Origin of the sequence: Clostridium sp. AF22-10 (assembly GCF_003478725.1) — a bacterium.
GTDB classification, from domain to species: Bacteria; Bacillota; Clostridia; order Lachnospirales; family Lachnospiraceae; genus Otoolea; species Otoolea fessa.
The window spans coordinates 42,246-56,629 of the sequence record NZ_QUFZ01000003.1 but is presented as its reverse complement, the minus strand read 5'-3'; the positions used below and the strand labels follow the sequence as shown (position 1 = coordinate 56,629).

The 14,384-nt window shown below is 50.4% G+C and carries 11 protein-coding genes and 2 pseudogenes; 12 read left to right on the top strand and 1 reads right to left on the bottom strand.

Annotation, left to right across the window (positions count from 1 at the left end; translation table 11 throughout):
* The first annotated feature begins 4 nt into the window (after window positions 1–4).
* The 4 genes from DWX91_RS02905 to nadA all read left to right on the top strand — a co-directional run bounded on the left by DWX91_RS02905 (window position 5) and on the right by nadA (window position 4,552).
* Window positions 5–1,549 carry a DNA methylase gene (locus DWX91_RS02905; RefSeq protein ID WP_118472035.1) on the top strand — a complete coding sequence of 515 codons (1,545 nt, stop codon included), beginning with the start codon at window positions 5–7 and terminating at the stop codon, window positions 1,547–1,549.
* The gene (locus tag DWX91_RS02900; RefSeq protein WP_117796438.1) at window positions 1,550–2,098 is read left to right on the top strand and encodes a hypothetical protein; all 549 of its coding nucleotides are present in this window, start codon (window positions 1,550–1,552) and stop codon (window positions 2,096–2,098) included.
* 427 nt (window positions 2,099–2,525) lie between these two features.
* Entirely contained in the window at window positions 2,526–3,173 is a 648-nt protein-coding gene (locus tag DWX91_RS02890; protein ID WP_118472033.1) for a hypothetical protein, read from the top strand.
* Between the two features lie 467 nt (window positions 3,174–3,640).
* The gene (gene nadA / locus DWX91_RS02885; RefSeq protein ID WP_117796479.1) at window positions 3,641–4,552 is read left to right on the top strand and encodes a quinolinate synthase NadA; all 912 of its coding nucleotides are present in this window, start codon (window positions 3,641–3,643) and stop codon (window positions 4,550–4,552) included.
* A gap of 185 nt (window positions 4,553–4,737) precedes the next feature.
* Here the strand turns inward: nadA and DWX91_RS02880 are convergent, their stop codons facing one another.
* The gene (locus tag DWX91_RS02880; RefSeq protein WP_107000129.1) at window positions 4,738–5,244 is read right to left on the bottom strand and encodes a flavin reductase family protein; all 507 of its coding nucleotides are present in this window, start codon (window positions 5,242–5,244) and stop codon (window positions 4,738–4,740) included.
* A 431-nt stretch (window positions 5,245–5,675) separates the two neighbouring features.
* On the opposite strand from DWX91_RS02880, the gene DWX91_RS02875 reads away from it, so the two are divergent.
* The 8 genes and pseudogenes from DWX91_RS02875 (at window position 5,676) to speB (ending at window position 14,290) form a co-directional block, all read left to right on the top strand.
* Window positions 5,676–5,951, top strand: coding sequence for a Fur family transcriptional regulator (locus DWX91_RS02875; protein WP_118472032.1), 276 nt, complete (start codon window positions 5,676–5,678; stop codon window positions 5,949–5,951).
* Between the two features lie 176 nt (window positions 5,952–6,127).
* Window positions 6,128–6,442: a DUF6110 family protein gene (locus DWX91_RS02870; RefSeq protein WP_118472031.1), complete on the top strand. Its 315-nt coding sequence runs from the start codon at window positions 6,128–6,130 to the stop codon at window positions 6,440–6,442.
* Between the two features lie 105 nt (window positions 6,443–6,547).
* The gene (locus DWX91_RS02865) at window positions 6,548–8,647 is read left to right on the top strand and encodes a heavy metal translocating P-type ATPase (protein WP_118472030.1); all 2,100 of its coding nucleotides are present in this window, start codon (window positions 6,548–6,550) and stop codon (window positions 8,645–8,647) included.
* A gap of 201 nt (window positions 8,648–8,848) precedes the next feature.
* Entirely contained in the window at window positions 8,849–9,616 is a 768-nt protein-coding gene (locus DWX91_RS02860; RefSeq protein WP_118472029.1) for a prolipoprotein diacylglyceryl transferase, read from the top strand.
* 502 nt (window positions 9,617–10,118) lie between these two features.
* Window positions 10,119–10,886, top strand: a complete 768-nt coding sequence (speD, locus tag DWX91_RS02855) for an adenosylmethionine decarboxylase (RefSeq protein ID WP_118468053.1) — start codon at window positions 10,119–10,121, stop codon at window positions 10,884–10,886.
* A gap of 81 nt (window positions 10,887–10,967) precedes the next feature.
* Complete coding sequence (locus DWX91_RS02850; RefSeq protein WP_270224102.1) at window positions 10,968–12,545, top strand: aminotransferase class I/II-fold pyridoxal phosphate-dependent enzyme; 1,578 nt, start codon at window positions 10,968–10,970, stop codon at window positions 12,543–12,545.
* Between the two features lie 28 nt (window positions 12,546–12,573).
* A pseudogene (speE, locus tag DWX91_RS02845) lies at window positions 12,574–13,435 on the top strand (polyamine aminopropyltransferase).
* Window positions 13,416–14,290 (top strand): annotated as a pseudogene (speB, locus tag DWX91_RS02840) (agmatinase). Before speE ends, speB begins: the two co-directional pseudogenes overlap by 20 nt.
* Window positions 14,291–14,384 lie beyond the last annotated feature (94 nt).

The window sequence follows — 14,384 nt, the reverse complement described above, 5'->3', positions numbered from 1 at the left end:
TGCCATGCAGAAAACAGTTTCCAGGCGCGCGTACATTGCCATTGATTTAAAATCGTTCTACGCATCGGTCGAGTGCATCGAGCGAGGTCTGGATCCGTTGACGACGAATCTGGTCGTGGCGAATCCATCGCGGACGGAGAAAACGATCTGTCTGGCGGTATCGCCGCCGCTGAAATCCTATGGTGTGCCGGGGCGTCCCAGGTTATTTGAGGTGATTCAGCGGATTAGGGAAGTCAATGAGGAACGCCGCAGACGGGCGCCGGGACGCCAGTTCCGGGATAAATCGTGGAGAAATGAAGAATTAAAGGCGGATCCATCGCTGGCGGTCAGCTATCTGGTTGCGCCGCCGAGAATGGCGCACTATATGAAATGGAGCACGCAGATCTACCAGATTTATCTCCGGTATGTGGCACCGGAGGACATTCATGTGTATTCGATCGACGAGGTATTCATGGATGTTACGGAATATCTGGGAATTTACAAGGTTTCGCCGCGCGAGCTGGCAAAGCGCATCATCCGCACGGTGTTAGAGGAAACGGGCATCACGGCGACGGCGGGGATCGGGACGAATCTGTATCTGTGCAAGGTGGCGATGGATATTGTGGCGAAGCACGTGGAAGCGAACAAGGACGGCGTGCGGATTGCCGAGCTGGATGAGCAAAGCTATCGGGAACTTTTGTGGACGCATGAGCCGCTGACCGATTTCTGGCGGGTTGGACCAGGATACCAGAAGAAACTCTGGCAGGCGGGACTTCGGACGATGGGCGATATTGCGCGTTGTTCACTGGGAAAACCGGGCGAGTTTTACAGCGAGGAACTGCTGTACCAGATGTTCGGCGTCAATGCTGAGCTTCTGATTGACCATGCGTGGGGCTACGAGCCGTGCACGATCGCACAGATACGGGCATACAAGCCGCAGAGCAGCAGCCTGGGCTGCGGGCAGGTGCTTCCCTGTCCGTACACGGCGGATAAGGCGCGGATCGTGGTACAGGAGATGATTGACGGGATATCGCTGGAGCTGGTGGAAAAACGGCTGGTGACCGATCAGCTCGTTCTAACGGTCGGATATGACATCGAAAACCTGACCCGCCCGGAGATACGGAAAGTATACAAGGGACCGGTGACAACCGATCGCTACGGGCGGCGTGTGCCGAAGCACGCACATGGAACGTGGAATCTGCCGCGTGCGACTTCGTCCTCGAGCGAGCTTCTGGAGGCGATGGCGGCTCTGTATGATAAGATTGTCAACCCGGCGCTTCTCATCCGCCGGATGTCGCTCTCGGCATGTCATGTGGTAAATGAGAAAATGGCGAAAGAGCGTGAACAGAAGGAAACATTTGAACAGCTTGATTTGTTTACCGATTACGCAAAAAAGGAAGCAAAAGAGAAGGAAGAACAGAAAAAACGCGAGCGGGAGCGCCGGATGCAGGAAGCGCTTCTGACGATCAAGAAAAAATACGGAAAAAACGCGGTGTTGCGCGGGATGAACTTTGAGGAAGGCGCGACCGCCAAGGAGCGCAACGGGCAGATCGGGGGACATCAGGCGTAGATGGAAGATCAATATAGAGTGAATGAATTTGAAAACTTAAAAGGTGGACGAAGCCAAACCCAAAAAGGGCAGGAAAGTGACGCCCAGCGCCGCTATGGCGATATCCTCGGTCATTCTTACCCATTTCCCTTGCGCCATGCACGGATGCCGGTGGAGGACCGGGCGGCGCAGTTTGCCTCGTTTGCAGCACTGAATGGCTATGAGGAGGCGGTAGAGGAGGAAGCGCGTCTGACCGAGCGGGAGATCGATCTGGATGACAGCGTGCGTGAGATGATCAATCAGACGCTTGTGGAAGCGGAGGAGCAGCTGATGCGTGGCGAGACGGTTCGGCTTTCTGTGACCTGGTTCCAACCGGACGTGCACAAGGATGGCGGCGCTTACCGAACGGCAGCAGGACGATTGAAGAAAATCGACTATTACCGGCAGGTTTTGTGGTTGGCGGAAATAAGGAGTGGAAATCAGCCTGGACTTGAAAATATAGGCGGGGAGATCGCGGTAAATTTTCCACAGATCTGCCGTGTGGAGCTGATAGAAGAGGAAGTGGAGTGAAATGTTACATGGCAGCACAGTTGCTGAAGCTTTGTATAGACGTCCTGACCGGCAAAGGAAAATATCGTTACTGTTTACGGGTAGGCACTTTTGGAACCGAAAGTGCCGTAAGAAAACGTGGCGGCAGCAGGAATTTGCCGTATTTAAATGCGAAGCCACGGCAAATTCCGTTACTGGGCACGTATGCGTGAACAGTAATAAAATATCAGAAATCCGTAAGAAAAAAGCACTTTTACTTTTGAATGAAATAGGGTAGACTGTTAGAACAGAGAAAACCAGATAGAAGAGCTGAATACAGAGTATAAAGAAAAATATTTCACTGGTTTTAGAAACTAAAAAGTGCCTGGGAAGTTTTGAAAAATTTCAGAGAAGTCCCTGGGAACAGGCAGGGAGCAGGCATAAGAACAGTCGGAAGGAGATTCAAATTATGAAAAAATCGTTATATATTGCAGGAATTTGTGCAGCACTGTCGGTAGGTGCGCTTGGGTGCGCTTCCAGTGCAAAAGCGGGCGATGAGGAGACAAAGCCGGTTGTCGAAGATACGGAGGCAGCTGGGGAGGCCACTGCAGCGGAAACTATTTGTGTTTATGGTCCGGTTTCGGAGGTTACCAGCGATTCCGTCACGATCGACAATCAGTCGGGAATCAGCAGTGCCGGCGAGATGGTGATCACATTTTCACCGGAAACGCCGATTTTTGACGCAGAGACAGGCAATCCGGTCGATATGACCGAGGCGGAGACGGGAACCGTTGTATATGCCTACATCGGGGATGCGATGGCGATGAGCGAGCCGCCAATCACGAACGGACAGCTCTTCTTCGTCCATGTAACCGATGTGAGCGCCGTGCCGGTTTACACGGAGATCGAGTCGGTGAAAAAGAGTGCCGAGAATGATGATACCGTCTGTGTGAAAGCAAAGGATGGCGTGACCTATACTGTCAGCGCTGAGACACGTATTCTGCCGTATTTAACCCGGAATATCGTGACCGCAGACGATCTGGAAGCGGGAAAAAAATGCGCGATCTGGGCGGACGCGGAAGGAAAGGTATCAAGACTGGTGCTGTTTCAGCAATAAGGGCGGATGTGCATAAAGCGATAAAATTATAAATATGTCATGTAGATCGGACGGTTTGAACAGTGAAAAACACAGCGAAAAACCGTCCGATTTTTGGTTTGACTTTTTGTTGCACAGTAAAATACATTTGTGAAACAAAAAAATTGCATAAATGCATATTGGCTGCTCTGGTTGAAGCGCCGGCAAAGCAGACGTTCAGTCTGTATGTAGATGAATTGCTATGTGACAAGACAGATGTAATGAAAAGTGTCAAAATTTCATTGACACAGCTTTTCTCTTAGAGGTATAATCACAGAAGTTTACCGTGTGGAAGCTATATGGACAGAGAAATATGGCGTGGCAAAGATGTCGGATACATTGTAAAGAAGAAAATGAACCGCAGCTGTCGGAAAAATGGTATGGTTTCTGTCAATCGATGGGGATTCGGAAGCGTGAACAGAGCGGTGAAAAAAGGAGAGGAAAAAGAGATGGATCAGGAGATAAAGCAGCGGATCGAGACATTAAAAAAAGAGAAGGATGCCGTGATTCTGGCACATTATTACGTAGATGGAGAAGTGCAGGAGATTGCCGATTATGTGGGCGATTCGTATTATCTGGCGGAGCTGGCGACGACGGTGCCGCAGAAGACGATCATTTTCTGTGGCGTGTCATTTATGGGCGAGAGTGCGAAGATTTTAAGCCCGGAGAAGACGGTTATCATGGCAGACCGGAGCGCGGACTGTCCGATGGCTCACATGGTTGAGGTGGAGAAGATCCGCGAAGTACGCAAAGAGTATCCGGATGTAGCCGTTGTCTGTTATGTGAACTCGATGGCGGAGATCAAGGCAGAATCGGATGTCTGTGTTACGTCATCGAATGCACTCAAAATCGTGAAAAAACTGCCGAACAAGGATATTTTCTTTATTCCGGATGAGAATCTGGGACGTTTTATCGCAAAAAAAGTGCCGGAGAAACATTTTATTTTCAATGACGGTTTCTGCCATGTACATAAGAGTATTCATGCGGAAGATGTAAAGAAAGCAAAAGAGCTGCATCCGGAGGCAGTTGTGCTGGCGCATCCGGAGTGTACCGGCGATGTGCTGGAGCTGGCAGATTTTGTCGGAAGTACCTCCCAGATTATTGATTATGCGACGAATTCGGATGAGAAAGTCTTCCTGATCTGTACCGAGATGGGCGTGTTCTATGAACTGCTGCAGAAGAACCCGGAGAAGAAGTTTTTCTCCGTAGGTCACCGTCAGTTTTGCCCGAATATGAAGAAGATTCATCTGGACAGCGTACTGCGGGCGCTGGAAAATCCGGAGGAGGAAGTGGAGATGGATGAGGCGATGCGGCAGAGGGCGGTTGGTCCGCTGGCGCGGATGCTGGAATTGGCAAAATAAAGGAATAAATAAAGACACAATATAAACAAATAGACCCAAAAGGATCATTCAAAGGATTCCCACAGAAAATGCTGCAAATCAGCGTTTCCGGCTGTGATTGCCTGTCATGAAAACATACAATCACAGCTAGAGACCAGACAGCGGCATTTCCTGTGGGATTTAAATTTTAAATGGAGCGGCTCTGCTTATTCAGCCACAACCGCTTTCACAATCTCCGCAATATACATATCATGATAGTCCTTTTCCGGATAGAACTTGCTGTCAGCGTCCTTATCGATAAAATCTGCCGGATTCATGGATGTGCGGTACATTTTGCGGCAGATGAGGATGGTGTCAGCTTCTTCAAATGCCGGTACGCCGTCGATGAAGACCGGGGTCAGGCCGGCTTCCTTGATTTTGTCGTGGTCACGGCCAGATACGGAGCCGCAGAGTTTGAGGGCATCGCGGTGACCGTCTTTTAAAAAGCTGACGGAGAAGAGTTCTTCTTTGTCTATAAATTCTTTGGTGTAGCGCTGGGGACGGATATAGCAGGTAACAGCCGGTTTGCCCCAGAATACGCCTGCGCCGCCCCAGCTGGCAGTCATGGTGTTGAATTTATCCTCGGTGCCAGCGGTTAAAAGCATCCAGTCGGAACCGATGCGGGTAAACGGGTTAAAATTTAATTCTTCTGGCTTTATTTCTTTGAAGCTCATCAAAAAATCCTTCCTTTCCTGTCTGAATTGATCATTCTGTGAGTACCTTACCATTATCAGAGAAGAAAATCAAATATATTTTCGAAAATTCATTGACAGATGAGAAAAAAAGAGGTAGTCTTTAAATTGAGGTTAGAGATATCTAACTTGAGTTGTGGCATTCTAACCTGAGTTTGTTCATGCTAATTATGTTTTGTTTTTGATGAAACACGATATAATATGAGCACTTAGTGCGAGTCGTATCTAAGGACTTAATGAGGCTGAGCCAGAGGCAAAAGCGGAATTTAGTACTTGCAAAAAGAGTGGCAAGCAGAGTATGCCATATATTTTAAACGAACAGTTAGTCTGCGCTAATAAAAAGCCGGATTGTGGACGGAAACGGCAGATGTGCGGCAAAATAATTTAGAAGATATGGAAAGAGAGATGATACGATGCAGCAGAGAGAGCAGATTATCGGCGAACTGAAGAGACGGGGGAAACGGATGACCGATCAGAGAAAGATCATGTTGGATGTGATCCTGGAGGGAAGATGGAGCAGTTGTAAGGAGATCTACTACGAGGCATCCAAGCGCGACCCGGGGATCGGAAAGGCAACGGTGTACCGGATGATTGCAGTGCTGGAAGAAATCGGCGTTTTAAACCGTTGCCGCCAGTATTCTCTGCGGAATGAGGATGAACTGCCAAGTATAACTTCGGATGCTAGCTGATAAAAAATCTCAATAAGGAAAGTTAGGTTTGACTATCATGGGGATAAGCTGTTACCATCTACTTGTACCTCAGAAATGAGTCATTAAATGCAGCAATATTCGCATTTGAAATGGAATAAATAGTTTTCAAAAATCATATGTGAATATAATTAGATAATATCAGAGGAGGAGTAATCATGATGGACATTTTCAAATTAAAAAAATTAGGTTTATTTGCAAGCGGCGTTTTGTTCGGAACAGCAGGTGTTAAGATTCTTGGCAGCGAGGATGCAAAGAAATTTTACGTAAACTGCGTAGCAGCCGGACTTCGTGCACGTGATTGTGTGATGACCACCGCTACCAATATTCAGGAGAACGCTGAGGACATCCTGGCTGAGGCAAAGCAGATCAACGAGGCTCGCGGCTATGAGAGCTTTGGTGAGGATGAGGATTTCAACGAGACTGCTGAGACAACCGAGGCCGCACCGGAGGCTGAGAAGGCAGAGCAGTAATAGCAACTCCAAGAATACATGAATCTAAATAACAGGGGGGCTGCCGCAAGATAGCATGGGATGCTGTCTCGCGGCAGCTCTTCTATAACCGGAGGAAGATGAATCATGAAATTCATTATAAAGCATGAAATCAAAGGAAGAATCCGTATCAGCCTTGCCCGGAAATTCCATACCGTGCGCGAAGCGGACGTTTTGGAACAGTATCTGCTTGGTCTGGACGGCGTGACGGCGGCCAAGGTGTATGAGCGGACAGCAGATGCGGTTATCTATTATAAGGAGGATCGGGAGGCGGTACTCGTACAGGTAGCGGCGTTTGATGGCCAGATTACCGAAAAACAGGAGATGGCAGTTAAAAGCAGCGGACGCGCCCTGAATCAGGAGTACAAAGAAAAGCTGATTCAGAAGGTACTGACCCGCTTTGCGACGAAGACATTTCTCCCGGCGCCGGTCCGTGCGGTATACACGTCCGTGCAGGCGATCCGTTATATCGTGAAAGGTATCCACTGCCTCGTATTTAAGCGCAAGCTGCATGTGGAGGTGCTGGATGCGACGGCGATCAGTGTTTCCCTTCTGCGCCGCGATTTCAATACAGCTGGCTCCGTTATGTTCCTGCTCGGCGTCGGTGAGCTTCTGGAGGAGTGGACACATAAGAAATCCGTTGGTGATCTGGCGCGGAGCATGTCCTTGAACGTGGAAAAGGTCTGGAAGAAAGTGGACGGGACCGAAGTCTTTGTACCGCTTTCGGATGTTACCGCGGGCGACGAGCTGACCGTCCATATGGGTACAGTGATTCCGCTGGATGGTGTCGTAGTGAGCGGCGAGGCGATGATCAACCAGGCTTCGATGACCGGCGAATCCCAGCCGATCAGAAAAGAGCCGGGCAGCTATGTTTACGCAGGAACCGCGCTGGAAGAGGGCGAGATTACCTTCAAGGTAGAAAAATCCGCCGGCTCTACCCGTTATGAGCGTATCGTACAGATGATCGAGGATTCGGAGAAGCTTAAATCCTCTGTTGAAGGCAAGGCATCAAACCTGGCAGATGCACTCGTTCCGTGGAGTCTGGGCGGTACCGCGCTTACCTATCTGCTGACCCGCAATGCGACGAAAGCACTGTCGATCCTGATGGTTGATTTCTCCTGTGCACTGAAACTGGCAATGCCGCTTGCAGTCCTGTCTGCGATGCGTGAGGCAAGCCAGCATCACATTACGGTCAAGGGCGGCAAGTTTCTGGAGGCTGTTGCCGAGGCGGAGACGATCGTATTTGACAAGACCGGAACCCTGACCAAGGCAAAACCGGTTGTATCCGATGTGGTATCTTTCAACGGCATGGAGAAGGAAGAACTGCTTCGTATCGCAGCCTGCCTGGAAGAGCATTTTCCGCACTCGATGGCAAATGCGGTCGTACAGGAAGCGAAAAAACGTCATCTGGTACATGAGGAGATGCACTCGAGAGTGGATTACATCGTAGCGCACGGTATCGCTACCTATGTGGGCGAAGAACGCGTCGTGATTGGAAGCCACCATTTCGTATTTGAGGATGAGAAGTGCACACTGCCGGAGGATGGAAAAGAGAAGTTTGAGAACCTTCCGGAAAATTGTTCCCATCTTTACATGGCAATCGGCGGACAGCTTGCAGCCGTTATCTGCATCGAGGATCCGCTGCGTGAGGAAGCACCGTCTGTCATCCGCCAGTTAAAAGAGGCTGGATTTAAGCGCATTGTCATGATGACCGGCGATAGCGAGCGGACCGCAGCGGCGATCGCGAAGAGGGTCGGCGTGGATGATTATTTCTCCGAGGTACTTCCGGAGGATAAGGCGCGCTTTGTTGAGGAGGAGAAGGCGAAAGGCCACAAAGTTATCATGATCGGTGACGGCATCAACGATTCACCGGCCCTGTCAGCGGCAGACGCGGGCATCGCAGTCAGCGAGGGCGCAGAGATTGCCAGAGAGATCGCGGATATCACGATCAAGAAAGATTCCCTGGATGAAGTCGTGCTTCTGCGTCATCTGAGCATGGATCTGATGAAACGTGTCCATGGAAACTACCGTTTCGTCATCAGCTTCAACCTAGGTCTGATTCTCTTGGGGGTGGCTGGTATCATCACACCATCGATGTCGGCGCTGCTGCACAACAGCTCGACACTGGCGATCAGCTTAAAGAGCATGACGAACCTGCTGCCGGAGGAAGAGCGGGAAGAGGCGTAAGGAATCTGGATACGGGCTTGATTAGCTTGATTGTATCCTCAATTATAAAATAAGTACAGTGAAACAGATGTAGAATGGGAAGAAAAAAGCCTGTTTTACATCTGTTTTTCTGCTATCTATTAACATTTGTTTTTTTATATAAATAATGCTATAATCGAAAAGCATCAGGGAACGTAAACTAAATAGGAGGATAAACCTTTCATGAAAAATGACTTATTCACAATCGGCAGCATCACGATCCACGGCTACGGTCTGATGATCGGCATCGGCATTATCGCTGCGTATTACCTGGCAGAGTACCGGGCAAACAAGCGGGGGATGGATGTCGATATGATCCTCTCGATCGCGATCTGCGGTGTTGTATGTGGAATTTTAGGTGCAAAACTTCTGTACTATGTCACAATCTTTGACGAGATTCTGGCAAACCCGAAGAAATTGCTAGATATCAACGACGGATTTGTCGTGTACGGCGGCATCATCGGCGGTGTGCTGGGCGGCTATGTGCTGAGCCGGATCAAGCATATTTCTTTTTTCCAGTATGCGGATCTGGTCATGCCGTCGGTTGCGCTCGCGCAGGGCTTTGGACGGATCGGCTGTTTCCTGGCTGGCTGCTGCTACGGTATGCCGACCCACAGCCATTTTGCGATCGTGTTCCACGATTCGGACTTTGCCCCGAACAACATTCCCCTGGTTCCGACCCAGCTCATCTCAAGCGGTCTGGATTTCCTGCACTGCCTTCTGCTTCTCTATGCGGCGAAAAAGTGCAAAAAACAGGGGCAGGTGGTATCACTGTATCTGATCTGCTACAGTCTGGGACGCTTCGTGCTGGAATTTTTCCGCGGTGATTTGAACCGGGGAGCAGTCGGATCCCTCTCGACTTCACAGTTTATCTCGTTGTTTATCTTTGCGGCGGGCGTGGCGATGTTTGCGTTCTGCGGGAAGAGGACGGAAGTACCGTTAGAAAAGTAAAAATTTTTAAATGTCAACCCAAATAAAAATCATTCTTGACATTTTGCCAAAATTGCTGTATGATACCTCTGATATGGAAAATCTTAACATTTTAAGAGTCATCCATGCAAATATATCTGACCACCTGTGAAACAGGGAATGGCCATACGGACAGCCGGGTCAAATGCCGATTGGCAGTGCGAGCTGCCCTATTGATTGAGTTAAAAGCTCAATTTTATAAGTTGGTTACTTTACAACCAGTGCTCATGCACATCAACTTGTAAAACGGTCAATAAGAGTGGTAAAAGTAGATATTTGCTATATAGACTCTGAATGTGAGATTTCTGTGGATAAAAAGGTTTTGCAGTATATGCGGTAAATAGAGACAAGGGAAGATTTCGCAGATATACGGCAGATTTGTAAAAATAGAGCGAAGCAGGAAAAGAACGTTTTTGCGGATGATGTGGAGACACATCATCCGCTTTTTTGATCAACACCATTTATATTTCAGGAGAAGGAAGATATGGATCACAGCGAAAAATTAAAATTATACGGCTTTAATAACCTGACAAAGGCGCTTAGCTTTAATATCTATGATGTCTGTTATGCCAAGACACCGAGGGAGCAGAAGGATTATATTGCCTACATCGATCAGCAGTACAATTCGGAACGCCTGACCCGGATCCTAACATCGCTGACGGATATGATCGGGGCACGGGTATTGAGTATTTCCCAGCAGGACTACGATCCGCAGGGGGCTTCGGTCACACTTCTGATTGCGGAAGGCTCTATGGTGCCGGTGCAGGGGGAGACGCAGGTGGCGCATCTGGATAAGAGCCATGTGACCGTCCATACCTATCCGGAATACCATCCGGAGACCTGTCTGGCGACCTTCCGGGTGGATATCGATGTGGCGACCTGCGGGGAGATCACGCCGCTTTCGACTCTCGATTACCTGATCGGTTCGTTTGATTCGGACATCATCACGATGGACTACCGGGTGCGCGGGTTCACGCGAGATGTGGACGGAAAAAAGCTGTTTATGGATCGTGAGATCCGCTCGATTCAGGATTATATCTCCAAGGAAACGCTGCGGCGCTACGATGTGGTCGATATCAATGTGTACGAGGCGAATCTGTTCCATACCAAGATGATGCTGAAAGAGATCGATCTGCAGAATTATCTGTTTAAGACAGATGTCTATGAACTTCCGCCGACCACCAGACTCAGTATTATGGAGAGCCTGCGGCGGGAGATGATTGAAATTTTCAGCGGAAGAAATGTGTTTTAAAAGAAATGCTTTTTGAGAGGAAAGAGAAGAGTTTGACTGGAAAATACCGCGAAAACCAGGGAAATTCGATAGAAGAAACGAATGAGTGATTTTCAGGAGGGACGGCAGATGGAAGAAGAGAGAAGAAATCTGGAGCCGGGCGTCGGACGGAGTGCACGGCGCAGAAAGGAAGCTTCAGGACCGAAAGAAACGGGGGGAGGCAGTCGAAGAGATGACGCGCTGACCCAGGAGCGCGCGCCGATCTATGAGGCGCTGGAAGCATTTCAGAAGATGCGCGTGGTGCCGTTTGATGTGCCGGGGCACAAGAGGGGGCGCGGCAACCCGGAGCTGACGAAACTTTTAGGAGAGACCTGCATGCGGCTGGACGTCAATTCCATGAAGCCGCTCGATAACCTCTGCCATCCGGTGTCCGTCATCGCGGATGCGGAGCAGCTGGCGGCTGAGGCATTCGGGGCGGCACACGCATTCCTGATGGTCGGCGGTACGACATCGGCAGTTCAGAGCATGGTGCTGACGGCAGTCAAGCGGGGCGAGAAGATTATATTGCCGCGAAATGTCCACCGCAGCGTCATGGGCGCCATGGTGCTTGGAGGCGCGGTTCCGGTCTATGTGAATCCGGCGGGTGATAAGAGACTGGGGATTCCTCTTGGAATGCGTGTGGAAGATGTGCGCCGGGCGATCAAGGAAAATCCAGATGCTAAGGCGGTGTTTGTGAATAATCCGACGTATTACGGCATTTGTTCGGATCTGCGCTCGATCGTAAAGCTGGCACATGAGCATGGGATGTTGTGTTTAGCTGATGAGGCACATGGAACCCATTTTTATTTCGGGGAAAATATGCCGGTTTCCGCGATGGCAGCTGGGGCGGATATGGCGGCGGTTTCGATGCACAAATCGGGCGGAAGCCTGACGCAGAGCTCGATTCTTCTGACGGGTCCGGGTATGTCCGCCGGGTATGTCCGCCAGATTATCAATCTGACGCAGACGACGAGCGGTTCCTACCTGCTCCTTTCCAGCCTCGATATCTCCAGACGGAACCTGGCGCTTCGCGGGCGTGAGGCATTTAAGCAGGTGGTGGAGCTGGCGGAGTATGCGAGAACAGAAATCAACCGGATTGGCGGTTATTATGCCTATTCGAAGGAGCTGGTGAACGGCGACAGCATTTATGATTTCGATGTGACCAAACTTTCAATTCACACGCGCGATATCGGGCTGGCGGGGATCGAGGTTTATGATCTTCTCCGGGACGAGTACGATATCCAGGCGGAATTTGGTGATCTGGGAAATATTCTGGCATATCTGTCCATCGGTGACCGGCAGCGGGAGGTAGAGCGCCTGGTCAGCGCACTGGCGGAGATCAAGCGCCGGTTCAGCCGGGATAAATCGACGCTGATGGATTTTGACTATATTGACCCGATCGTGGCGATGTCGCCGCAGGAGGCATTTTATGGAGAAAAAGAATCCCTTCCGATCCGCGAGACAGCCGGGCGTGTGTGCAGTGAGTTTGTCATGTGCTACCCGCCTGGCATCCCGATTCTGACGCCGGGCGAGCAGATCACGGAAGAGATCATTGACTACATTGCGTATGCGCTGGAAAAAGGATGTTCAATGACCGGACCGGAGGATCCGGGGATTGAGCGCCTGAATGTGCTGAAATAAATAAGCAGTAGATAGAAAGGGGAAAATTATGAATTTCTGGTTTTCAGAGAATCATACGCCAAATGTAAAAATTTCCATCCGGGTGGATCGCCAGCTTTACAGCGGAAAGAGCGAGTTTCAGCGGATCGATGTCTTTGATTCGCCGGAATTTGGGCGGTTTCTGACTTTGGATGGATATATGATGCTGACGGAAAAGGATGAATTTATCTATCACGAAATGATCACGCATGTGCCGATGGCAGTGCATCCGTTGGTCAAAAAGGTACTGGTAATTGGAGCCGGAGATGGAGGCGTGATCCGGGAGCTGACCCGCTATCCGGAGATCGAGCACATCGACATGGTGGAGATCGACCCGCTGGTGGTGGAGGTCTGCCGGAAATATCTGCCGAAGACAGCGTGCCGTCTCGATGATCCGAGACTCTCGATCCACTATGAGGATGGGCTGAAATATGTCCGCTTTAAGGAAAATGAATACGATCTGATCATCGTGGATTCGACCGATCCGTTTGGACCGGGCGAGGGACTTTTTACCCGGGAATTTTACGGGAACTGCTATAAGGCGTTAAAAGAGGACGGCATCATGGTCAATCAGCATGAAAGCCCGTTTTATGCCGAGGACGCGGAGGCGTGCAAGCGGGCACATAAGCGGATCGTAGAGTCGTTTCCGATCAGCCGCGTCTATCAGGCGCATATCCCGACCTACCCGTCCGGGCACTGGCTGTTTGGATTTGCGTCGAAGAAATACCATCCGTTAAAGAATTTGGATGAGACAAGATGGAACCTGCGGGGGCTGGACTGCCGGTATTATACGACGGACCCTGCATAAAGGGGCATTTTACCTGCCGGCATATGTGGAGGAGATGTTAGAAGATGTTGAAGGCAAATATTGAGACGTTTCTGGCGTGTGACGCCAGCTATGAGGAGGCGGGGATCGTGCTCTACGGCGCGCCGTTTGACTCAACCACTTCGTACCGCCCGGGCACCCGGTTCGGCTCACGGGCGATCCGCTCGGAATCCTATGGGCTGGAATCGTATTCGCCGTACCAGGACCGTGATCTGACCGATTACGCTGTGTTTGACGCGGGCGATCAGGAGCTCTGCTTTGGTGACGCATCGTTGGCGTTAAAGGATCTGCGGGAGCGGGCGGCGGAGGTTGCCGGGGATGGCAAGATACCATTTATGCTGGGCGGCGAGCACCTGGTGACGCTGGCACCGGTGCAGGCGCTGGCAGAGAAATATCCGGATCTGCATATCATCCATTTTGATGCACATGCTGATCTGCGGGACGATTATCTGGGTGCGAAACTTTCGCACGCCTGTGTGCTGCGCCGCTGCTGGGAAGTCCTGGGAGATGGCAGGATCACGCAGTTTGGTATCCGCTCCGGCGACCGGGAGGATGGCGCTGGGGAAAAGAACACGTGACGACGCATCCATTTATTGTGGATATGGAAGTCCTTCAGGAAACGCTTCGGAAACTGGAAGGAAAACCGGTGTATTTTACCCTGGATCTGGATGTGCTGGATCCGAGTGTGTTTCCGGGAACAGGAACGCCGGAACCGGGCGGAATCAGTTTTGAGGAACTTCGACGGGCAGTCACGCAGATCTGCAGCGCAGCTCGGATTGTTGGATGTGATGTGAATGAATTATCCCCGGCGCTGGATGCGTCCGGTGCATCGACGGCGGTGGCGTGCAAGATTGTAAGGGAGATGCTGCTGGCGCTGCTGGGAAATCCAAAGATTAGGTAAGAAATGTTTTTGGCGGGTCCCAAGGTCAAAAATTCTCCTGCAAGCAAGCTTGCGTCGAACTTCTGACCTTTTGACCCTGGTATCATCAAATAAA

Excerpts from the sequence above, each read along its gene's own strand:
- DWX91_RS02860 (WP_118472029.1), top strand. The coding sequence starts at position 8,849 with ATGAAAAATGACTTATTCACAATCGGCAGCATCACGATCCACGGCTAC.
- DWX91_RS02850 (WP_270224102.1), top strand. The coding sequence starts at position 10,968 with ATGAGTGATTTTCAGGAGGGACGGCAGATGGAAGAAGAGAGAAGAAAT.
- DWX91_RS02865 (WP_118472030.1), top strand. The coding sequence starts at position 6,548 with ATGAAATTCATTATAAAGCATGAAATCAAAGGAAGAATCCGTATCAGC.
- DWX91_RS02900 (WP_117796438.1), top strand. The coding sequence starts at position 1,550 with ATGGAAGATCAATATAGAGTGAATGAATTTGAAAACTTAAAAGGTGGA.
- DWX91_RS02880 (WP_107000129.1), bottom strand. The coding sequence starts at position 5,244 with ATGAGCTTCAAAGAAATAAAGCCAGAAGAATTAAATTTTAACCCGTTT.
- DWX91_RS02870 (WP_118472031.1), top strand. The coding sequence starts at position 6,128 with ATGATGGACATTTTCAAATTAAAAAAATTAGGTTTATTTGCAAGCGGC.
- nadA (WP_117796479.1), top strand. The coding sequence starts at position 3,641 with ATGGATCAGGAGATAAAGCAGCGGATCGAGACATTAAAAAAAGAGAAG.
- speD (WP_118468053.1), top strand. The coding sequence starts at position 10,119 with ATGGATCACAGCGAAAAATTAAAATTATACGGCTTTAATAACCTGACA.
- DWX91_RS02890 (WP_118472033.1), top strand. The coding sequence starts at position 2,526 with ATGAAAAAATCGTTATATATTGCAGGAATTTGTGCAGCACTGTCGGTA.
- DWX91_RS02875 (WP_118472032.1), top strand. The coding sequence starts at position 5,676 with ATGCAGCAGAGAGAGCAGATTATCGGCGAACTGAAGAGACGGGGGAAA.
- DWX91_RS02905 (WP_118472035.1), top strand. The coding sequence starts at position 5 with ATGCAGAAAACAGTTTCCAGGCGCGCGTACATTGCCATTGATTTAAAA.